Here is a 21,038-nt window from a genome sequence, read left to right on the forward strand (position 1 = left end):
GCTGGCCGGGCTGATTTGCCATGCTGTTTTCTGACATTTTTTGCTGAGAGATTCTGATGACCCCACAATTTGCGCCCGTCGAACTGGAAAAAGCCTACCGCCTGATCAACCACGGAGCCACCGCGCTGGTATCCGCCCACCACGCGGGCGTGGACAACGTGATGTCAGCGTCCTGGGTGTGCGGGCTGGATTTTAAACCAGCAAAACTGACGGTGGTGATCGATAAAATCGCCCGTACCCGCGAGCTGATTGAGCAAAGTGGTTATTTCGTGATTCAGGTGCCAACGGTGGCGCAATTGCAGATGACGTACGATCTGGGCACCAGAACGCTGCGTAACGATCCGGATAAATTACAGCATTGCGGCGCAGAGCTGTTTCGTATGGAAGGGCACGGCGACCTGCCGTTTGTCGCCGGTTGCTCTGCGTGGCTGGCGTGTAAGCTGATCCCTGAGCCGCACAACCAGCAGGCGCATGATCTGTTTATCGGTGAAATTGTCGGTGCCTGGGCGGATACCCGTGTATTCAGCAACGGTCACTGGCATTTCGAAGACGCCGATCCGTCCCTGCGCAGCTTGCATTACATCGCAGGCGGCCAGTTCTATGCCACCGGCGAAGCCCTGAACGCCAATACCGATCTGGGCTGATATTTCTGAGGGGGCATATTCTTCGCCCCGTTTTCCCTCTGCGCGCCAATCCTCCAAACCTTTGCCATAATCACACCTTAAAAAAGTCATCAACAGGAAGATGAGACGCATGCAAATTACGAAATCCGATCATCATGACATTGCTGAGATCCTCAGTATTTTAAGCGGATCCAGAGGCGATAATCTGACGGCGCAGCAGCGCGGAGAAGAAGGATTTACGCAAGGAACGATGGACGCTGAATTGCTGGCAAAATTCCAGTCAGGCAGTGGCGTGTTTGTCAGCCGTGATGAACATGAAGGACAGCCGGTGATTACCGGTGTGGCGATGACCACGCACGGCAGTCTGGCGAAACACGGCCCTGCGCAGGCAGCGTATAACGCGATACTTGCCTCCGGTGTGGCGACGGCGGAACAGATTTTTCTCTATGGGCCTGTCAGTGTCAGAAAGGCATATCGTGGTACAGGATTACTGACGAAACTCCTTTTACATATTTGCGATGCGCTGAAAGAGGACTTTGCGCTGGGTGTGGCTTTTGTTGATAAAGAAAATCATAAATCCCTGCTCATTCACCGGCATTACCCGATGACAGAAGCGGGCGAATTCTCGCTGAACGGCAGGGAATATGTCATTTTTTCTTTCGAACCGCGTCACGTGCTGGCGTGTTATCAGCATCGTGCGTGATCGGGTTTACACGCTCAGTTCACGCAACAGCAGGAAAGCCTGTTTGGTGTGTTCCTCGCTGGCGATAAACGCCCGCAGCTGATTCTGGCCGTCCCGGCCTTTCGCCATCATGCCCTGACCGTTGAACGTGATGCCCCAGCTCAGGTCGGTGCGTGTGGTTTCACCGGCAAAGAACAGGGGTAAATCTGGCGTTTTGACCTTCACCAGCATGGCGGGAAGATTCAGCGTTTCTGCGCCGCCCATCAGGTTTTTCGCCAGCGTCATTGCGCCAATTTGCGCCGGTTGCAGGAAAGGCAGAATTCGCCCTTCAATTTCTGCGCAGTCGCCAAGAGCGTAAATGGCCGGATCCGACGTTTGTAACTGACCGTTGACCACGATGCCGCGCTGCGTGTGCAAACCGGCGTCTGCGGCGAGGGCGGTTTCCGGTTTCAGGCCGATAGCGGCGATCACGGCGTCAGCACGTATTATCAGGCCATTTTTCAGCGAAACATTCAGGCCATCAGCCGTTTTAGCCACCGATTCCAGTTCGTTATTTAACGCCAGCTGAATGCCCATCTGGCTGAATTTATGCTGTAACCGGCTGCTGATTTCCGCAGGCATCACCGAAGCCAGCAGGCTGTGGGAACGATCAACCATCGTGACCTGTTTTCCGGCGCGGTGTAAATCCATCGCCAGTTCGCTGCCAATCAGACCCCCGCCCAGTACCACAATCTGTTTCGCCGACTGCAACGCGTCCTGATTCTGCCGGTACTCATTCTGGCTGTTAAACGTGAAAATCCATTCGCTGCCCGGCAACGCAGGCAATATCGCCTGCGCGCCGGTCGCCAGCACCAGTTTCTCATAATCAAAAAACCGGTCGCCGCACACCACGCGTTTATTCCTGCGATCGATAGCCGTGACCCGCGTGTTTGAAACCACCGTGAGATTATTTTCCGCGGCAAACTGCGCCGCACTCTGGCGCGTCAGGTCATCCGCGCCTTGTTTTTGCGTGAAAACATGGCTCAGATCCGGTTTGTTGTAATCGTCTGCGCTGTCTGCGGCGATCAGCGTGACCGGTACCTGTTTATCGGCGCGGCGGATGTTTTTTATCAGCTGGCGCGCGGCAAATCCGGCGCCAATAATCACAATGTTGTGTTCCATCTGGCCTCCTTTCACAGCGGATCAAAGACGGATTTACCCAGCGCACAGCCCGGGCAAAGGAAGGATTCCGGTACGTCAGACCACGCGGTTCCCGGCGCGACATCCTGCAACGGCTCACCCAGCTCCGGGTCATAAACCCACTGGCACACGGTACAAATCATTGAAACACCGGCGTCGGCTTTCGACTCAGCATTGCATCCGCAGGCAGATTCAACGGGCTGCACCGGCACGCTGGTTTCTTTGAGCGGATGCAAAGCCCATTCGCGGTCGATTTTGCGGCCATGTTCACGGCATTCTTCCAGCGCTTTGCCGTCCGGGCGCCATTTAGCTTTCAGTGACAACGCGATATCAAAACCGGCATCCATCAGCCGGGTCTGAATGCGGTCAACCGCGCCGCCGGTCCAGCCAAAGCTGCCAAACGCGGAGGCTTTTTTGTTGCGAAAACGCAGACCGGCCAGCTCTTCCAGCATGCCTGCCACTTTCGGCATCATCACGTTATTCATGGTGGATGAACCGACCAGCACGCCTTTGGAGCGGAAGATTTGCGTCAGGATCTCGTTCTTATCGTGGCGGGAAATATTGTAGATTTTCACCGCAACGGTCGGGTCTGTGTCGTGAATACCCTGTGCAATGGCGTCGGCCATCATGCGGGTGTTTGAGGACATGGTGTCGTAGAAAATAGTGATGCGGTCTTCCTGATAATCCGCCGCCCATTCAAGGTATTTCGCCACAATTTGCGTCGGATTGTCGCGCCATACCACGCCGTGCGAGGTGGCAATCATGTCCACCGGCAAATTAAAGCCGAGGATCTCGTTAATTTTTGGCGTCACCAGACGGCTGAACGGCGTCAGAATATTGGCGTAATAACGGGCGCACTGCTCGTAGAGCTCTGTCTGATCGACCTCATCGTTAAACAAATGCTCGTCGCAATAGTGCTGGCCAAAGGCATCATTGCTGAACAAAACGGCGTCTTCCGTCATATACGTCATCATGCTGTCCGGCCAGTGCAGCATTGGCGTCTCCACAAAAATCAGCGTTTTGCCGTTACCGATATCCAGCGAGTCGCCGGTTTTCACAGTGTGGAAATTCCATTCAGGGTGATGATGATGGCCGTTGATGGAATCAATCGCGTTGGTGGTGCAGTAAATCGGGGTGTCGGGAATGCGGGACATCAGTTCGGTTAGCGCACCGGCGTGGTCCTCTTCGGCATGGTTGATAATGATGTAATCGATCGCCGCAAGGTCGATTTCTTTCTCGAGATTGGCAACAAAGTCACGGCTGAATTTATGATCGACGGTGTCAATCAGGACGTTTTTGCCTTCACAGATCAGATAACTGTTATAGCTGCTGCCCTGATGAGTTTTATATTCGGTGCCGTGAAAATCGCGAACTTCCCAGTCACGTTGCCCAACCCAACTGATGTTATTTTTAACCTGAATAGCCATGATAGTTTCCTGAAAAAGTAATGGATGGTCTTCTTCAGAGAGCAATGACCGTGCCAGTGTTTATCATATTGATTTTAAATATTTAAATAATCTTATGAGTCATTTTGACAATACGCTATTATTGTCAAAATGACTTTAACTGTGTCGGAATGACATTATGAGCTTATCCATTCAGTCCCTGGCGGTTATTGCCATTGAGTTACAAAACGGTTTGTCCGGTGAGGATCGCTTTCAGCATCTGATTGCCAGCGTGCGCCAACTCCTCAAATGTGATGCGTCAGCGCTGTTGCGTTATGAAGAACAGCAGTTCAGGCCGCTGGCGATCGATGGTTTATCGCCGGATGTGCTCGGACGGCGTTTCGCGCTGGCCTCACATCCGCGTCTCGAGGCCATTGCCCGCGCGGGGAATGTGGTGCGTTTTCCGGCGGACAGCCATCTGCCTGATCCGTACGACGGGCTCATCCCCGGTCATGACGATCTGAAAGTTCACGCCTGCATCGGTTTACCGTTGTTTGCCGATCAGGCGCTGATTGGCGCGCTGACGTTTGACAGCCTGAATCCGCAACAATTTGATGCGTTCAGCGATGAGGAGTTGTGGCTCATCGGCGCGCTGGCGTCTTCCGCCCTCAATAATGCGCTGCTGGTGGATGCCCTTGAAAAGCAGGCGTTACCGGCGATGGCCGCGCCGAATGCGCGCAAACAAAACGTCCGCCGTCCGGAGGAGGAAATGATCGGGCTTTCCGACGCCATGCAGCAATTACGTCATGAAATCAGCGTGGTCGCCGGTTCGGATCTCAACGTGCTGATCACCGGTGAAACCGGCGTGGGTAAAGAGCTGGTGGCCAATGCCGTGCATCATCTTTCACCGCGAGCGGGAAAACCGCTGGTGTATCTCAACTGCGCGGCGCTGCCGGAAAGTGTGGCGGAAAGTGAACTGTTCGGTCATGTGAAAGGGGCGTTTACCGGCGCCATCCATAACCGCACGGGCAAATTTGAGATGGCGGATAACGGCACGCTGTTTCTCGATGAAATCGGCGAGTTATCGCTGGTGCTTCAGGCCAAGTTACTGCGCGTGATTCAGTACGGTGACCTGCAACGGGTCGGCGATGACAGCACCAAACGCGTGAATGTCAGGATCCTGGCCGCGACGAACTGCGACCTGAAAAAAGCGGTGGTGGACGGGACTTTCCGCGTCGATCTGTTCCACCGCCTGAGCGTGTTTCCGCTTTTCGTGCCGCCGCTGCGCGAACGAAAGGGTGACATCGTTCTGCTGGCCGGTTTTTTTGTCGAACACATCAAAAACAAGCTGGGGATTTCGCAGCTCAGGCTGCCTGCTGACACGCTTTCGATGCTGGTCAGCTATGGCTGGCCCGGCAATGTACGTGAGATGAAACACGCAATTGAACGTGCGGCAGTGCTGGCGCGGGCGTCGCAAATTCAGGGCGATGTCACGCTACATCGTGCGCTGTTTAACTTTTCAGAGGCCGGAAATCCGGAAGTCATGGCTGCGCCCGAAACCGAAGCCTCGGAGGTAACTTCACTCAATCTGCAACAGGCCACGCAGGATTTTCAGCGGCAACAAATTACCAAAATCTTGCAGGCACATCAGATGAACTGGTCTGCAACGGCGAGAGCGCTGGAAATGGACGGCGGAAATCTTCACCGGCTGGCGAAGCGGTTAGGAATGAAGGCGTAATATCAGAGGGGATTAAGGCGTGGGGCTGGCGAATAATGAGTCAAAATAGTTTGAGGCGCGAAAATAATAAATGCTACGGAAGCGAGAACTGTTGAAACGCGTCCGCTTCTGTAGCATTTTAGGTATAACTTCTTTTAAAAATTTCCCTGGTGTTGGCTAATGTTGCTACCTGACTCTACCGGTCAGGTTTTTTTTTGCTAATTAATTATTATGCGGTGATTATACGGGGGGAGACGCAACCCGATAGTTGTACTAAGGTGTAATCGTGCACTGTACTTTGTGACAGAAAGACCACGAAAATCAAAAGGGAAGCCGCGTCAGCCAGGGGGGAAGAGGAATGCATTCGCGTGTTAGAAATGATGAAAAAATTATCGATACGTTACGTGATTATCTCGAAAGGAAATTACTTCCTTACGGCAATCTGAAATACACCTATCTGGTGATCAATAAAAGAAATCCGGTCGACATCTTTGTCGTCACCAGCTATCCGGATGAATGGGCCGATATCTATAAATCGCATAATTACCAGCATATCGACCCGGTGGTTCTGACCGCGCTTAAACGTGTTTCGCCGTTCGCGTGGGATGAAAATCTTACCGTGCTTTCTGATTTAAAATCATCCAAAATTTTCTCGTTGTCGAAGAAATATAATATCGCGAACGGTTTCACTTTCGTGCTTCATGACCACATGAATAATCTGGGCATGCTGTCACTGATTATGGAAGCGGGCGCGGATAAAGGGCCGGAAAATAGGGTCGCGCAGGATATGGATAAGCTGCAATGCCTGCTGATCAAAACCCACGAGAAGATGCTGATGCTTAACCAGAGCGCGGCGCGTTCATCGCAGATTTCGCCATCGCTGGTGTCGGGCGGGAAACCGATTTTCTCACCGAGAGAAAACGAAGTGCTGCACTGGGCGAGCATGGGGAAAACCTACGATGAGATTTCGCAGATCATCAACATCACGACGCGAACCGTGAAATATCACATGGCTAACGTGGTGAAAAAGCTGGGGGTTATTAACGCCAAGCAGGCAATCCGGCTTGGCGTTGAACTGGAACTCATCAAACCTGTACTGGTGTCACAGGCAAAGACATAGGCCATTCACATAACGCTTCCAGCGAGGCTTCGGACTGATCGCTGATACGTCGGGCAAGGATGCCCTGGTTATGCAAATCAATCGGCAAACGGAGCAGGTAAATAGGCTCATTTTCGCTGACAAAACCTTCTTTGATCACTTCAATTTCCCAGCCGGAACGTTTCGCAATCGTCAGCATCGCCCGGCTGACAATGGTGTATATTCCGGTGTGTCCGTGATGGCGCGCATAATTAATCATCGAAAGAAACAGAACATGGCTGATCGGGAAACGGCTGCCGAGTAATTCTTTTGCGCGGTTCTTATCCACGAAAAATCGGCTCGATTCGATATAATCACCCTCGGGTAATTTCACGTCATCAAATAGCCGGTTAAAAGTATGGGTGATCATATTCGGCAGACGTAAATCAACGAAGCGCACGCTGCACACCAGCTGGTTGTCGTAAATGCCCAGCATGTAGCGCGTATCAGCATTATCAAATTCATCAAATTCCATGTCATTGCTGCACTGAACGGCCCAGTCAAGGCGGTCTTTAAACGTTTTTTTCCTCAGTTTGTAGAGATCATCCGAACGTTTGCCTGTCAGGTCGTTGTAACTCACATCGAAAATTTCCAGCATTTTTTTTCCTGATTTTGAATACGGTCGAAGGGTTATATTTGGCATCTGAATTGATTATTACAATATACAATCGGCAAATAAATCACCGTCTGTAGGGGGAATTTATTTATGAGGGGAGTTTGTGATGTAAAACAAAAAAAAGCCATGCCGCTAAGACATGGCCAGATGCCGATATTTATGCGCTTTCAGTGATAAACAGGTAACAGATTTACGCTGGAAAGAATATGTACAACCGCATTGAGCACACCAAATAGTAATACCAGCATAATCATTTTATTTCCGCCCCATACGCGATACAGCGGGCTGCCAAAGCGCTGACGCGATGCGCGAGCCATCAGTGCCGGAACGATGACTGCCCAGACGGTCGCCGCCAGACCTGCAAAACCGATCGCATAGATAAAGCCATCCGGATAAATCACGCCGCCAACGATGGGCGGGATGAACGTCACGAGTGCGGTTTTAAAGCGTCCGGTTCGGCTGTCATCAAACCCGAACAGATCCGCCAGATAGTCGAACAGGCCGAGCGTCACGCCGAGGAATGAACAGGCGACGGCAAAGTTGGAGAAGACCGTCAGCAGCAGATCTAGTCCTTCGCTGTTGAGGATCTGGCTCAGTGACTGTACCAGCACGTCGATGTTGCCGCCACGGGCCGCAATGCCGATGAACTCCGGGCGCGGTATGTTCCCCATCGTCCCCAGCATCCAGATGATGTAAAGCCCGAGCGCCATCAGCGTGCCCAGCAGCAGGCATTTTTTTATGATCTGCGGATTTTTGCCGTAATACTTCATCAGGCTCGGCACGTTGCCGTGATAACCAAATGATGCGAGGCAGAATGGCAGCGTCGCCAGCACGTAAGGCATATAACTTGGATTAATTTCGACGCTGTTGAGTAAATTCACCGGCTTGATGTGCCACAACAGGCTGCCGAACGTCAGGAAGAACGCGATGATTTTAGCGCCCAGCACAATTGCCGTCATGCGGCTGACCGCGCGGGTACTCAGCCAGACAATAAACGCCACGGCAAGCGCCGTTATCAGCCCGCCGAGACGCGGGGAGAAGTTCACCGACATTTCGCGCATCGTATGCTGGAGCACGGAACCGCTGGCTGAGATATAGGCATACGTCAGGATATACAGCACGAAGGCGATGGTCAGGCCGTTAATCCGGTTCCAGTTTTTGCCCAGCAGATCGCCGGTCACCGTGTTGAAACTCGATCCTACCGGATAATTCAGGTTGGCTTCGAGGATCATCAGGCCGGAATGCAGCATGCAGAACCAGGTAAAAATCAGTGCCGCAACAGACCAGAAAAACCAGGCACCGGACATCACTACCGGCAGGGAAAACATCCCGGCACCAATAATGGTTCCTCCGATAATCATTGCGCCACCCAGCACCGAGCGTTGTGGGGGGGTCACGGAAAGCGTCGCCATAGTGCGGTTCCTCGCGTGGCTTTTATCACGATTCGTTCAAGAATTGCTGTAAAAGAATTGATAGGGGAATTGACCAAAAATCGCAGTTTTATCCTGCCTTGTTAGCCTTACGCGCCGCAATATAGTGCATCTTGTGCCGGATGTACACTGTTGAACTAGTTTGCTGGTACAAAACAGCGCATTGGCGAAGATGCCGGGCAGGGCGTGAATTGAGATGTTTCTAAAATATGAAAATGTTGATTTTTTAGGTTAAAACGCTAACCCCTATATCTGGTGCAGATCACATTTTTCATTATTATTACTTATCAAAAAAGGGAGTAAAAACCTGTGCTTAAATACAGTGTTGACACACTGCTCATAACGAGTAAATTAGAAGTCAGCCCCGCAGAGAAATGAAGTGAAGATTTTATTTCCCGGTGCATTTAAAAAGTTGATAAACTTGTCAGTAATGAGATGCGATAAAGGCCACGAAGTATTTTTGTTTGGGTGATTCAATATCAGGCGATATTTGAATGTCTGTGAGATGATGCTTTAAGGCCACGCGGTAAATCTGTGCAATCGCATTATGTGGACGAAAACGCGATGATGTAACGCCTTGTAATTAAGAGTAATGTTCGCGATTTGGGTACGTAAGTCTGAAATCGAGAATATCGCGAAGAGAGTAAGGCCACGCATCAAAGAGTCTATATCGCGAGGGTGATGTACTCATTTATCCTGACATGAAAAACCAGGCTGAGTGAAATGAACAGGATAACGATGTTATTCCATAATATTATAGGAGGATAGCGTTAACCGGTTTCAAAAATATATCCTGTGAAACGATGTACATCTGTAGAAGTAAGTATCTGTAATTAAGTTGATGAATGTTAAATACTAATTTGATAGTACCTTAAAAGCCCCGGCAATAACTTGCTGGGGCTTTTTCATTCAGGGCACTGTAATATCTCGGATTATTCGTAACACTGGCCTGTCGCCTTATTTCACATTACCGAACTTACCGCTGATAGTGCCTTCCAGAACGGATTCCGCATCCAGATACACCAGAAAACACACCAGCGTTGTCTCTTTTGTGGCCGTTGCAGGCGTCAGTGCGCTGGTTTCGTCGCTGATTGCGTCACCTTTACCCAGCGTGTGACCGCCAATCGTAATTTCGCCGTCCATCACGTATAGCCACTGCGCAAATCCCGGATGCGTGGGGATTTCAATCGTCGTGTCAGTGTCCAGACGGATATCGTAAACGTAAATGGCCTGGCGGATTTCCAGCGGAGACTCAATGCCTTCCGGTGCGCCAATCAGCGTCCATGCGTTTTGTTTCGGGCCGTCCCGACGTTCCATAAACTGCACGCGGGCTTCAAGATTCGCTTTGCGCGGGCGGATAAAAATTTGCAACATCTCAGCCGAAACCAGAGGCGTGGATTCTTCATGCCAGAAACTTTCCCCGGCATTCATCATCATCAGTTTTTTCGGTGAAAGTGGAACGCGGTTGCCGGCAGAATCTTCGTGAACCATCGAACCGCGCCACATATAACTGAGGATTTCGTCGTTATTGTGCTCATGCATTTTCACCAGCGTCCCCTGTTCGAGATTCGCGTGGTCAATAACACTCAGCGGGCCGAAAGCATCGTCACCGCGCTCAGGCAGGATCTGCCCCGGACGCATACGCCGGATCCGGAAAGGGCCGTATTCGAAAGTCGTTTTGGGTTCAGCACGTAATACGTTAAACATGTTTTCTCCGGCAGCTTATTTTAGTCTCAGGCCAGTCTATCAAGGAGGCGAAGAGGGTGTGATCTTTTTGTTAAGAATGCGGATCTCCCTTACGCCGGGCTTACTTCTCAAAGAATATCCTCAGGAAAGCCGAAGGCGTGGCGCTCGCCCGTGCCGTTGAAAATATAGTTGGGCGAGGAAATCACGCTTTGCTTATTGCCTAAATAGAACGCTTTCTTCTCCGGCGTCGCTAAATCAAACCGGTAATATATTTCTGATTTTTAAGCATAACCGACGCGGGTAAAAACGACAGGCTTGCACGAAAAAAGGCCGCATTTCTGCGGCCTTAAAGGGGAAATATTTAAACGTTAGCTCAGTTCCAGTAAGGCATTCAGTTCGGCGATTTGCTGTTGCCACTGGCGTTGTAATTCCGGTTTCTGATGTCTGGGCTTTCGCGCCAGATCTTCTTCCAGTTTACTTTCCAGCTCCAGCAGCGTCGCCAGCCAGTGCTCCTCTTCGGTTTCGGGAACCGCAGATGTAGCCACCTGTGGTTTTTCCGCAGCCAGGGTATTCGCCACCGGAATATCGGCGAGGATCGCGCAGACCGGCGCGAGACTGTGCCATTCCTCCAGCCGTTGCTGATGAATAAGCCAGAAGCGGTTGCAGCTTTGCGCAATCAGCGTCCGGTCATGAGAAACCAGCAATACCGCGCCGCTGAAGTTTTTCAGCGTTTCTGCCAGCTCCTCTTTACCTTCCATGTCCAGATGGTTGGTCGGCTCATCGAGCAGCAACAGCGAGTAATTCGCCAGCATCAGACCGGTAAACAGCAACCGCGAACGCTCGCCGCCGCTCAGCGTGCTGACTTTTTGCTGATGGCGGAGATACGGAAAACCAGCACCGATCAGCGCCATTTTTCGCTGTTCTTCGGTCAGCGGCGCAAAATGTGCCAGCGCATCTGACAGCGAATCCTCATCCTGTAGTTGCCGCAGGCTCTGATCGTAATAGCCCGTACGCACTTTGGGATGAAACATCACGCCCTCAGCGGTGGTTTCCGGCTGACTGTAAGCCTGCCATAGATGGTGCAGCAGCGATGATTTTCCGCAGCCGTTGCGGCCTGCCAGCGCGATACGGTCGCCGCTTTTCACCCGCAGTTCGCCAAGTTCAAACAAGACCGGCGCATCCGCGACGGGCCGGATCTGTAAGGCAGAAAGCGCCAGTACGCGATCCGCCGGTAAGGCTTCTCCGCTCAGCCGCAACTGCCACTGATTGCCCGCGGTGACATCGGTTTGTTCTTCCCTCATCCGGTCGACCTGTTTTTCCATTTTTTTGGCCTTGCGCGCCAGACCTTCGTTGTCGTAAATACTGCCCCAGACGGCCAGCCGTTTGGCGCTTTTAGTGACACGGTCGATCTCCTTTTGCTCGGCTCTGCGTCGTAATGCGTCCGCCGCATCTTTTTCGGCCAGCGCCTGACGCGCCTGCGTACAGGGGAGACGGATAAATTGCAGCGTTTTGTCGCGCAGGATCCAGGTGCAGTTGGTTACGCTGTCCAGCAGGCTGAGGTCGTGGGAAACCAGCACAAAGCTGCCGCCCCAGTTTTGCAGGAACTGTTCAAGCCACAGCAACGTGGGCAGATCGAGATGGTTACTCGGTTCATCGAGCAGCAGTAAATCAGGTTGCCGGACCAGCGCACGTGCCAGCATAAGCCGCGTATGTTGCCCGCCGCTGAGCGTACCTGCGGCCAGACTCCAGGTTTTTTCCCAAAAGCCCAGCGTGGCGAGCAGCACTTCGGCCTGCCAGCTTTCCGGCTGATGAAGGCTGCCGGGTAAATGGTTTTGCACCGCATCAATCAGCGTCGCATCTTGCAATGCGGCCGGAAGATGTTGTTCTACCGTCGCCATAATGCACTGGGTCGCCAGCGTCAGCTGGCCGGATGTCGCCGCCAGTTCGCCGTTGAGGATTTTCAGGAGGGTACTTTTCCCGCAGCCGTTATGACCGATAAGCCCGATGCGGTCGCCTTTTTTCAGGCCGAAAGAAATTTCCGTCAGCAAAGGGCCGAAGGAATTATCGAAGGATAAGGATTGTGCAGATAATAATGTCATGGTGCTTACTCAAGTTTTACAGGCAAAAAAATGCCTCTCGTCAATAAAGCCGACGATAACCGGTAAGCCGGAGGGAAGTTCTCAGATTGTCAGTTAGCTTCGCTCAAGCAGGTTATCGCAGCACGATACCGGTAACGCCTGAGCAGTGACGATCGCTAAGGACGAGTGAAATTAAAAAAACTTCACGGGTCAGCATGGCAATCCTCCTTATGTATTCAGTTAGTGAATGAATGAACGGATTATATTGGGGATTTCCAAATTGTTCCAGTCCCGGAAACCCCGCAAAGCGTTACGGTGTCACCGTATCATTTTCCAGCTTCTGCCGTTTACGCAAGGCCGGGAACCAGGTCATCCATAATCCCACCACGATCAGCGTACCGACGCCGCCAATCGCCGCAGCGGGCACTGCACCGACCCAGGCAGCCAGTAAACCCGACTCAAACTCGCCAAGCTGATTGGAGGTATTGATGAAAATGGAATTCACGGCGCTGACGCGGCCGCGCATATCGTCCGGCGTGTCCAGCTGAACCAGCGCGCCCCGAATGACCATGCTGATCATGTCGAAACCGCCGAGTGCAAAGAGTGCGAGCATGGAAAGCCACAACGACGTTGAGAAGGCGAAAACTAACGTCGCGACGCCAAAACCGGCCACCGCCGTAAACATAGTCATCCCGACATTGCGTTTCAGTGCACGATGGCTCAGCCAGAATCCGACGATTAACCCGCCGACTGCAGGCGCGCCGCGCAGCAAGCCCAAACCCCACGGGCCGGTGTGCAGAATATCGTGAGCGAAAATCGGCAACAGGGCCGTCGCGCCGCCCAGCAGTACGGCAAACAAATCCAGCGAAATCACGCCCAGAACGTCCGGCCGGTTACGGATAAAACTGATGCCTGCAAACAGGGTTTTGAACGTGGCAGGAACACGGCGAGGAGGTGCCTGTTCATAGCGTAAACGACTGACCATCAGGATCGACAGCAGATACAGCACGGCGCAGACCGAATAAGCCACGCCCGCCCCGGCGACATACAAAAAACCGCCCAATGCCGGGCCAACCATCGCCGCCGCCTGGCCGGAAACGCTGTTTGCCGCCATCGCGCGTGCCAGTAAATGCGGCGGAACCAGGGCCGGAAGCATCGATTGCAACGACGGCGCTTCCATCGCTTTGGCGGTCGAAATAATGAAAATCAGCCCGAGCACAATCACTTCATTAACGTGATGCGTGAGCGATAACCCGGCCAGCGCGCCAATCGCCAGCCATTCGACGATTTGCCCGAGCAAGACGACGCGGCGGCGATCAAACTGGTCGGCGACGTGCCCGGCGACCAGCGCCAGTGCGACAGAGGGGAAAAACTGCACCAGCCCGATCAGCCCGAGATCAAACGCCCGGCCGGTGATGGAATAGATTTGCCAGCTCACCACAATGGAAAGCATCTGAAAACCAAAGCTGGACGCGGCGCGCGCTATCCAGAACGCCACAAATGAACGATGTTGTAACAGTGAATCTGAATCCGCTGAGGAAGCAGGAGGCATGATAAATCCCTGAAAAAAACGTTTATACGCCGCGTCTGAGCCTTATTTTGGAATAAGTTAGCCCGGCAATTATTGTGTGTACAAATTATTAACAACCAACCGACCGGCTAGTTTTACCATAAAAGAGAAACATCACAAAAGGTTCAGCAAATCTTCATATAACGGAGTCTGCCGTCATATTGTGAAGAAGGAATGGAGTTCGCGGGGAGGGGATTACGGTTGTGTTTTAGAATTAAAAACGGCCTCGGGTGAGGCCGTCAGCAAGCGCGGAACTGCAAATTTACCAGCGCAGTTTACGGCCGGAATATTCCACAAAGTGATGGCCGCCTTTGCCGCGGAATGCGTCGAACTGATCGGCAATCCCGGTGGCGCTTTCTTCTACGGTCAGCGTGGCATCTTCGCCGCCCATATCCGTTTTCACCCAACCCGGATGGACGGACAACAGCGTCAGTTCCTGTTTCTCAGTCGCTTCCTGCAACCCGCGGGTCAGCATATTCAGCGCGGCTTTACTGGCGGAATACAGCGGATAGGTGGCGACTTCATTCTCATTGAGGCTGGAAAGCTCAGAAGTCATCAGCGCCAGCACGCCGGTGCGGTGGTTGAGCAGCGGAAGGAATTCAGCCGCGGTGCGGACAGGGGAAATGGCATTAGTGAGAAGCAGCTGTAAAATTTCTTCATCGGATGCCTGATGAATGTCCTGATGGTCAGGGCCAAATACGCCCGCATTCACAAAAATCAGATCAAAACGGCTTTCGGAAAGTGCGTCTTTAACCGCTTCCCGCGCTTCGGATTTATTGATGTCCAGTTTGACCCATTCAACCGAAGACGGACTTTTGGCCGGAACGGCAGCCCGCGTTGTCGCCGTGACCTGCCAGCCACGTTTTGCCAGAACGTCCACCACACCTAAACCGATACCGCGTGAAGCGCCGATGATCAATGCTTTTTTAGAGTCAGTCATATTCATCCTTTTATTCAATGCGTAACGTTAATTTATAGTTTTCATTAAACCTGTAAAACCTCATAGCGTGAGTTTCAGTATGGGACAGCCCGCCGCTGGCAACAATGGGCTGGAGTCCGATTTTCCTGACGGGATTTTTTATCGTGAGCTTTCTCGCAAATTTGCGATGAAGCGCGGGATAATAATTTTGTAATCGATTACTTTTCCTAAAACACGTTTTGTAATCGATTACTTTTTGTGAGGCGAAAATGATGTCAGCATTAGAAAGCCATGAAAAAAGTCATATCCGGCACCGTTTTCTGGTGCCGCGTTTATCACTGATGATGTTTTTACAGTTCTTTATCTGGGGAAGCTGGTCGGTGACGCTGGGGCTGGTGATGGCGCATCACAACATGTCACTGCTGATCGGCGATGCTTTCTCGGCAGGGCCGATCGCGTCAATTTTATCGCCGTTTGTGCTCGGGATGCTTGTCGACCGTTTCTTCCCCTCACAAAAAGTGATGGCGGTAATGCATCTGGCGGGCGCGGTGATCTTGTGGTTTGTGCCGCAGGCGCTGATCGCAGAAAACGGTACGTTGCTCATCACGTTGTTGTTCGGTTACACGCTCTGCTACATGCCGACGCTGGCGCTGACCAACAACATCTCTTTCCACAGCCTGAAAAACATCGATAAAAGTTTCCCGGTGGTGCGCGTTTTCGGCACGATTGGCTGGATTGTGGCAGGGATTTTTATCGGCGTGACCGGCGTCTCGGCGAGCGTCAGTATCTTCTCGATCGCCGCGGTGTGCTCCGTGGTGCTCGCGGCTTACAGCCTGACGTTGCCACATACCCCCGCCCCCGCAAAAGGCCTCCCGTTTGCACTGCGCGATCTGTTTTGTGCTGATGCCTTTGCACTGCTGAAAACCCGTCATTTCTTTGTGTTCTCGCTCTGCGCCATGTTGATCTCTGTGCCGCTCGGGACGTACTACGCGTACACCGCGTCGTATCTGGCGGATACCGGTATAGCGGATGTCAGTACCGCAATGTCCTTCGGCCAGATGTCAGAAATCTTCTTCATGCTGGTGATCCCGCTGCTGTTCCGCCGTCTGGGCGTGAAATACATGCTGCTGATTGGCATGCTCGCCTGGTTTGTCCGTTATGCCTTCTTTGCGCTGGGCGTCAGCGAGGAAGGGCGTTTTCTGCTCTATATCGGGATTTTGCTGCACGGCGTCTGCTACGACTTCTTCTTTGTGGTCGGGTTTATTTACACCGACCGTGTGGCGGGGGAAAAAGTGAAAGGTCAGGCGCAGAGCATGATCGTCATGTTCACCTACGGCATCGGTATGTTGCTGGGGTCGCAGATTTCCGGTGCGCTTTATAACCGTCTGGTCGCCGGGCAAACCGTGCCGCAGGCGTGGGTGACGTTCTGGTGGATCCCGGCGATTTCCGCTGCGGTTATCGCATTAATTTTCCTCTTCTCGTTCAGATATGACGAGAAAGAGCGTGTTGAGTAACTCAGGAGGTGCAATGAAAACCATTAAAGGACCGGGCATTTTTTTGTCGCAGTTCATCGGGGCTGAAGCCCCGTTTAACACCTTAGAAGGCCTGGCGGAATGGGCCGCGGCGCTGGGCTATAAAGCGTTGCAGATCCCGTGCAACCATCCGCACATTTTTGATTTGCCGAAAGCGGCAACCAGTCAGGCGTATTGTGACGAAATTACCGCCACGCTGGCGCGGCACGGGCTGGTGATCAGCGAGCTTTCTACCCATCTCGAAGGACAACTGCTGGCCGTGCATCCGGCGTATGATCTGGCGTTTGATAATTTTGCACCGGAAGCGGTGCGCGGAAACCCTTCAGCGCGTCAGGCGTGGGCGACGCAGGCGTTAAAACAGGCGGCGGCAGCTTCTGAAAAACTCGGGCTGACGGCGCACGCGACGTTTTCAGGCTCGCTGGCCTGGCCGTATTTTTATCCGTGGCCGCCGCATAATGCGGTCTTGCTGGAAGAGGCGTTTACCACATTAGCGCAGCGCTGGCTGCCCGTTCTGGACTGTTTTGATCAGCACGGTGTGGATGTATGTTTTGAAATTCATCCGGGCGAAGATTTGCATGACGGCGTGACGTTCGGGCGTTTTCTGGCGCTCGTCAATCACCATCCCCGCTGCAATATTCTCTTCGACCCCAGCCATCTGCGGCTTCAGCATATGGATTATCTGGACTTCATCGACCGCTATCATGACCGTATCAAAGCCTTCCATGTGAAAGACGCGGAATTCGCCGCCAGCGGCCAGAGCGGTGTTTACGGCGGTTATCAGAACTGGGCTGACAGACCGGGGCGTTTTCGCTCGCCCGGCGATGGCGATATTGATTTCAAAAGCATTTTCAGCAAATTGTCGCAATACGATTATTCCGGCTGGGCAGTATTGGAATGGGAGTGCTGCCTGAAAAACGCTGAAACCGGCGCGCGTGAAGGCAGTGAGTTTATCCGTCGTCACATCATTCCGGTTTCAGAACGGGCGTTTGATGATTTTGCTGCTGGCCAGAATGACCGCCAGCAGGCACGCCGGATGCTCGGCCTGGGCGGAGATGTTTTTCATGATTAATGTCGGCATTATCGGCACCGGTTTTATCGGCCCTGCGCACCTCGAAGCGTTACGACGGCTGGGATTTGTCAATGTGGTCGCGTTGTGTGATACGCCTTTTGAGGCCGCGCAGAAAAAAGCCGGACAGCTGAATGTCCCGCATGCGTACAGTGATACCGACGCGTTGCTGGCACATCCCGGCCTGGACGTGGTGCATAACTGCACGCCGAACCATCTGCATGCGGAGATTAACCGCAAGATCCTTCGCGCCGGGAAACACGTCTTCAGCGAAAAACCTTTGTGCATGACGCCGGAGGAGGCGCAGGAGCTGGTGGCAATGGCAGAAAACGCGGGTGTCGTTCACGGCGTGAGTTTTGTCTACCGGCAATTCGCGATGGTTCAGCAGGCCGCGAGCATGGTGCGTCAGGGGCAACTCGGGAAGTTATTTTCGGCGCACGGCAGTTATTTGCAGGACTGGATGTTGCTGGAAACGGACTATAACTGGCGCGTTGATGCGGCTCAGGGCGGCGCTTCGCGGGCCATCGCGGATATCGGTTCGCACTGGTGTGATACGCTTCAGTTTGTCACCGGCAAACGCATCACCGAAGTGATGGCCGATCTCTCTATCGTCTGGCCCACGCGTAAAGCTACCGTGCAGGGCAATTCAACGTTTGCCGCCAAAGAGGCTGAGACGCATTATGAAGACCGGCCGGTCACAACCGAAGATATGGGATTTGTACTGCTGCGGTTTGATGACGGCAGTAAAGGCTGTTTCCATGTTTCGCAGGTCAGCGCAGGCCGTAAAAACCGGCTGAGTTTCGAAGTGAACGGCAGCGGGGCGTCAGTGGCCTGGGATCAGGAAATACCGCAGCAACTTTGGGTAGGGCAGCGCGCGCAGCCGAATCAGTTGTTAACGGACGATCCGGGTTTGATGAATGCCGATGTGGTTCACAGCGCGCAATTTCCCGGCGGGCACATTGAAGGCTGGCCGGATGCGTTCAGGAACATGATGTTGCAGTTTTATACTGCCGTCAGGGAAGGGCGTCCACCGGCCAAAGATCACAGCCCGTTTGCCACTTTTTATGAAGGCGCCCGCGTGATGTCCGTTGTCGATGCCATTTTGCAAAGTCACCGGCAGCAGCGCTGGGTAAGGGTTTAAGTCCTTTCTTCACGCCCGGCGCACAGATAACGCCGGGCTTCCATTCATGCCATCTCCGATCTGTGGTAGCCTCTGGCAAAAAAGAGCAGACCGCAGGATGTGTTGTCGTTATGTCGATTCAGAAAATTGCCAAACTGGCCGGTGTCTCGGTGGCAACGGTATCGCGTGTACTCAATAACAGCGATTCCGTCAAAAGCAAAAACCGCGAACGTGTACTGGAAGCGATCAGGGAAAGTAACTACCAGCCCAATTTAATGGCCCGCCAGTTGAGAACGTCCAGAAGCTCAATGATCCTGGTGATGGTCTCGAATATCGCCAATCCGTTTTGTGCTGATGTTGTGAAAGGCATTGAAGAAGAAGCCGAAAAGAACGGCTACCGTATTCTTTTGTGCAATTCCGGCTCCGACATCGAACGCTCTAAGTCCAGCCTCGGTCTGCTTTCCGGCAAAATGGTCGACGGCATTATCACCATGGATGCCTTTTCCAAACTCCCCGAACTGACGAGTATGATCGGTCAGACGCCGTGGGTGCAGTGCGCCGAATACGCGGATACGGGGGACGTTTCCTGCGTCGGGATCAGTGACACCGACGCCTCCGAGTTTGCCATCCGGCATCTGATTGCCCGCGGTTGTCGTCGTATTGCACTTATCAACCACGACCTGAGCTACAAATATGCCCGGCTGCGAGAACAGGGGTACAAAACGGTGATGCAGGAACAAGAGCTCGGTTATGAAGCCATTGAATATGCCAGCGAGCTGAGTTTTAGCGCGGGAAAAGCGGCGATGGAAAAATTGCTGCAAGCCGCAGAACAACCTGATGGTGTGTTTGCCGTCTCCGACACGCTGGCCGCAGGCGCGATGCGTGCTATCGGGGACACCGGGCTGAAGGTTCCGCAGGATATTGCGGTCATTGGCTTTGATGGCACCGAACTGGCCGAAATGGTTTCTCCGCAGCTCACGACCATCCAACAACCCTCGCGCGATATTGGCCGGCAGGCGGTTTCCTTACTGATTAAAAAAATCGATAACCCCGAATCTCCGGCAGAACGCCTGATGATGGACTGGCATTTTATTGTACGCGCGAGTGCCTGAGTGAAATTGCCCGCAGCGAGGCGGGCATTTCCATTATTTCTCTGTTGCTGACAGCGCTTTACTCAGGTTTTTGTAGGAAGTGGTTTATCGCAGGCCGGTTTCGCAGCGTGTACAGGCAAAGCGGCCAGAGAACACAACACTAACAATCCGCCTGAGAGGTGAGATTTTAAAAGCATACTTATTCCCTTTCTTTTTGTAATCGATTACAAAACATAGGTAGGATGATGATCAGGAGTGTGAGGGCGCTCACAAATCAGGATTCCCAAAGGGCCAGACTTTCACGTTGCCAGCCTTGTAATGAATGCGTACTGTTGTTCTTTCGAAATGGCTGACAAGAGTGAGTGAAAAAATGGCCGTTAAATGGATAATTCTATGTTTTGTAGGAATTTTGTTGCTGTCCTTTGGTTACAGTTATGCCAGGGCGTCGCACACTAAAACAGAGCCTGCCAGTCAGAACTGGGCGACGGCGCGTCGTGATTCTGCGGGTATTGCGCCGGATCCGGTCAGACTACGCAGTACTGCAATTATCCAGATATATGCCGCGCCGACCTATGGCTGGCGCGGGCTGGTGGCGGTACATCCGTGGATTATTTTTAAACGTGAAGGCGAAACGGCGTATACACGTTATGACGTCATTAGCTGGGGCAGCACGGACGTTGTTCGCCGCAATTATGCCCTCCCTGACGGTCACTGGTTTGGGTCAAAGCCCAAATTACTGGTCGATCATCGCGGGGCTCAGGCAGAAGCGATGATCCCCAATATTGTCGCGGCGATTAAACGTTATCCGTATCCGCATACCTATCACGCGTGGCCGGGGCCCAACAGCAACACATTTATGGCGCACATTGGCCGCGAAGTGCCGGATCTCCAACTTGATATGCCGTCTAACGCCATTGGCAAAGATTATCGCGGCATCACAAACCCGATCGGTTTGCCACCTTCCGGGCGTGGCGTGCAGGTTTCAGTGCTGGGGCTTTTGGGTGTCACGCTTGGCGTTGAAGAAGGTGTTGAAGTGAATGTGTTAGGGCTGAATCTGGGGATTGATTTCAAAAATCCGGCGCTGCGTTTGCCGTTTGTAGGGCGCGTTGGTTTTGATAATCCGCAAAATGCCGGGCTTTAGCGTTTATTCCCCGGATGTACTTCAGAATTAAAAATGGCCGGTATCTCTCCGGCCAGACAAAATGA

Annotated in this window: 17 protein-coding genes; 9 read left to right on the forward strand and 8 right to left on the reverse strand. The window is 52.7% G+C overall.

Annotated features, from left to right (window positions below; genetic code table 11):
• The first annotated feature begins 56 nt into the window (after window positions 1-56).
• On the forward strand, window positions 57-644 hold the full coding sequence (locus GW579_RS16610) for a flavin reductase family protein (RefSeq protein WP_152323858.1): 588 nt from the start codon (window positions 57-59) through the stop codon (window positions 642-644).
• A 109-nt stretch (window positions 645-753) separates the two neighbouring features.
• Window positions 754-1,326, forward strand: a complete 573-nt coding sequence (locus tag GW579_RS16615; protein WP_152323859.1) for a hypothetical protein — start codon at window positions 754-756, stop codon at window positions 1,324-1,326.
• Between the two features lie 6 nt (window positions 1,327-1,332).
• Here the strand turns inward: GW579_RS16615 and norW are convergent, their stop codons facing one another.
• Both norW and norV read right to left on the reverse strand, forming a co-directional pair.
• Entirely contained in the window at window positions 1,333-2,466 is a 1,134-nt protein-coding gene (gene norW / locus GW579_RS16620; protein ID WP_165060316.1) for an NADH:flavorubredoxin reductase NorW, read from the reverse strand.
• 11 nt (window positions 2,467-2,477) lie between these two features.
• A complete protein-coding gene (gene norV, locus GW579_RS16625) occupies window positions 2,478-3,911 on the reverse strand; it encodes an anaerobic nitric oxide reductase flavorubredoxin (protein ID WP_165060318.1) in 1,434 nt (477 codons plus the stop codon).
• Window positions 3,912-4,068: 157 nt separating this feature from the next.
• Between norV and norR the strand changes: the two genes are divergently transcribed.
• On the forward strand, window positions 4,069-5,607 hold the full coding sequence (gene norR, locus GW579_RS16630) for a nitric oxide reductase transcriptional regulator NorR (protein ID WP_165060321.1): 1,539 nt from the start codon (window positions 4,069-4,071) through the stop codon (window positions 5,605-5,607).
• Window positions 5,608-5,944: 337 nt separating this feature from the next.
• Window positions 5,945-6,706, forward strand: a complete 762-nt coding sequence (locus GW579_RS16635; protein ID WP_152323863.1) for a helix-turn-helix transcriptional regulator — start codon at window positions 5,945-5,947, stop codon at window positions 6,704-6,706.
• Here GW579_RS16635 and eagI read toward each other — a convergent pair.
• The 6 genes from eagI to GW579_RS16665 form a co-directional block, all read right to left on the reverse strand.
• Window positions 6,672-7,322 carry an acyl-homoserine-lactone synthase EagI gene (gene eagI, locus GW579_RS16640; protein ID WP_152323864.1) on the reverse strand — a complete coding sequence of 217 codons (651 nt, stop codon included), beginning with the start codon at window positions 7,320-7,322 and terminating at the stop codon, window positions 6,672-6,674. The genes GW579_RS16635 and eagI overlap by 35 nt on opposite strands.
• A gap of 185 nt (window positions 7,323-7,507) precedes the next feature.
• Window positions 7,508-8,752 carry a tryptophan permease gene (gene mtr, locus GW579_RS16645; protein WP_165060324.1) on the reverse strand — a complete coding sequence of 415 codons (1,245 nt, stop codon included), beginning with the start codon at window positions 8,750-8,752 and terminating at the stop codon, window positions 7,508-7,510.
• A 975-nt stretch (window positions 8,753-9,727) separates the two neighbouring features.
• Window positions 9,728-10,477 carry a pirin family protein gene (locus GW579_RS16650; RefSeq protein ID WP_152323866.1) on the reverse strand — a complete coding sequence of 250 codons (750 nt, stop codon included), beginning with the start codon at window positions 10,475-10,477 and terminating at the stop codon, window positions 9,728-9,730.
• A gap of 347 nt (window positions 10,478-10,824) precedes the next feature.
• Window positions 10,825-12,555 carry an ABC-F family ATP-binding cassette domain-containing protein gene (locus GW579_RS16655; RefSeq protein WP_165060326.1) on the reverse strand — a complete coding sequence of 577 codons (1,731 nt, stop codon included), beginning with the start codon at window positions 12,553-12,555 and terminating at the stop codon, window positions 10,825-10,827.
• Window positions 12,556-12,844: 289 nt separating this feature from the next.
• A complete protein-coding gene (locus GW579_RS16660) occupies window positions 12,845-14,086 on the reverse strand; it encodes an MFS transporter (protein WP_165060328.1) in 1,242 nt (413 codons plus the stop codon).
• 280 nt (window positions 14,087-14,366) lie between these two features.
• The gene (locus tag GW579_RS16665) at window positions 14,367-15,044 is read right to left on the reverse strand and encodes an SDR family oxidoreductase (protein WP_165060330.1); all 678 of its coding nucleotides are present in this window, start codon (window positions 15,042-15,044) and stop codon (window positions 14,367-14,369) included.
• 248 nt (window positions 15,045-15,292) lie between these two features.
• On the opposite strand from GW579_RS16665, the gene GW579_RS16670 reads away from it, so the two are divergent.
• The 5 genes from GW579_RS16670 (at window position 15,293) to GW579_RS16690 (ending at window position 20,973) form a co-directional block, all read left to right on the forward strand.
• A complete protein-coding gene (locus GW579_RS16670) occupies window positions 15,293-16,537 on the forward strand; it encodes an MFS transporter (RefSeq protein WP_165060332.1) in 1,245 nt (414 codons plus the stop codon).
• A 13-nt stretch (window positions 16,538-16,550) separates the two neighbouring features.
• Complete coding sequence (locus GW579_RS16675; protein WP_165060334.1) at window positions 16,551-17,624, forward strand: sugar phosphate isomerase/epimerase family protein; 1,074 nt, start codon at window positions 16,551-16,553, stop codon at window positions 17,622-17,624.
• A complete protein-coding gene (locus tag GW579_RS16680) occupies window positions 17,617-18,762 on the forward strand; it encodes a Gfo/Idh/MocA family protein (protein ID WP_165060336.1) in 1,146 nt (381 codons plus the stop codon). The genes GW579_RS16675 and GW579_RS16680 overlap by 8 nt, the downstream gene beginning before the upstream one ends.
• 110 nt (window positions 18,763-18,872) lie before the next feature.
• Window positions 18,873-19,853 (forward strand): LacI family DNA-binding transcriptional regulator, encoded by a 981-nt coding sequence (locus GW579_RS16685; protein ID WP_165060338.1) that lies wholly within the window; start codon window positions 18,873-18,875, stop codon window positions 19,851-19,853.
• Window positions 19,854-20,202: 349 nt separating this feature from the next.
• Window positions 20,203-20,973 carry a DUF3750 domain-containing protein gene (locus GW579_RS16690; RefSeq protein ID WP_165060340.1) on the forward strand — a complete coding sequence of 257 codons (771 nt, stop codon included), beginning with the start codon at window positions 20,203-20,205 and terminating at the stop codon, window positions 20,971-20,973.
• Window positions 20,974-21,038: the final 65 nt, after the last annotated feature.

Origin of the sequence: Rahnella contaminans (genome assembly GCF_011065485.1) — a bacterium.
GTDB classification, from domain to species: domain Bacteria; phylum Pseudomonadota; class Gammaproteobacteria; order Enterobacterales; family Enterobacteriaceae; genus Rahnella; species Rahnella contaminans.

Coding starts and splice junctions, on each gene's coding strand:
- GW579_RS16610 (WP_152323858.1), top strand. CDS start 57: ATGACCCCACAATTTGCGCCCGTCGAACTGGAAAAAGCCTACCGCCTG.
- GW579_RS16615 (WP_152323859.1), top strand. CDS start 754: ATGCAAATTACGAAATCCGATCATCATGACATTGCTGAGATCCTCAGT.
- norW (WP_165060316.1), bottom strand. CDS start 2,466: ATGGAACACAACATTGTGATTATTGGCGCCGGATTTGCCGCGCGCCAG.
- norV (WP_165060318.1), bottom strand. CDS start 3,911: ATGGCTATTCAGGTTAAAAATAACATCAGTTGGGTTGGGCAACGTGAC.
- norR (WP_165060321.1), top strand. CDS start 4,069: ATGAGCTTATCCATTCAGTCCCTGGCGGTTATTGCCATTGAGTTACAA.
- GW579_RS16635 (WP_152323863.1), top strand. CDS start 5,945: ATGCATTCGCGTGTTAGAAATGATGAAAAAATTATCGATACGTTACGT.
- eagI (WP_152323864.1), bottom strand. CDS start 7,322: ATGCTGGAAATTTTCGATGTGAGTTACAACGACCTGACAGGCAAACGT.
- mtr (WP_165060324.1), bottom strand. CDS start 8,752: ATGGCGACGCTTTCCGTGACCCCCCCACAACGCTCGGTGCTGGGTGGC.
- GW579_RS16650 (WP_152323866.1), bottom strand. CDS start 10,477: ATGTTTAACGTATTACGTGCTGAACCCAAAACGACTTTCGAATACGGC.
- GW579_RS16655 (WP_165060326.1), bottom strand. CDS start 12,555: ATGACATTATTATCTGCACAATCCTTATCCTTCGATAATTCCTTCGGC.
- GW579_RS16660 (WP_165060328.1), bottom strand. CDS start 14,086: ATGCCTCCTGCTTCCTCAGCGGATTCAGATTCACTGTTACAACATCGT.
- GW579_RS16665 (WP_165060330.1), bottom strand. CDS start 15,044: ATGACTGACTCTAAAAAAGCATTGATCATCGGCGCTTCACGCGGTATC.
- GW579_RS16670 (WP_165060332.1), top strand. CDS start 15,293: ATGATGTCAGCATTAGAAAGCCATGAAAAAAGTCATATCCGGCACCGT.
- GW579_RS16675 (WP_165060334.1), top strand. CDS start 16,551: ATGAAAACCATTAAAGGACCGGGCATTTTTTTGTCGCAGTTCATCGGG.
- GW579_RS16680 (WP_165060336.1), top strand. CDS start 17,617: ATGATTAATGTCGGCATTATCGGCACCGGTTTTATCGGCCCTGCGCAC.
- GW579_RS16685 (WP_165060338.1), top strand. CDS start 18,873: ATGTCGATTCAGAAAATTGCCAAACTGGCCGGTGTCTCGGTGGCAACG.
- GW579_RS16690 (WP_165060340.1), top strand. CDS start 20,203: ATGGCCGTTAAATGGATAATTCTATGTTTTGTAGGAATTTTGTTGCTG.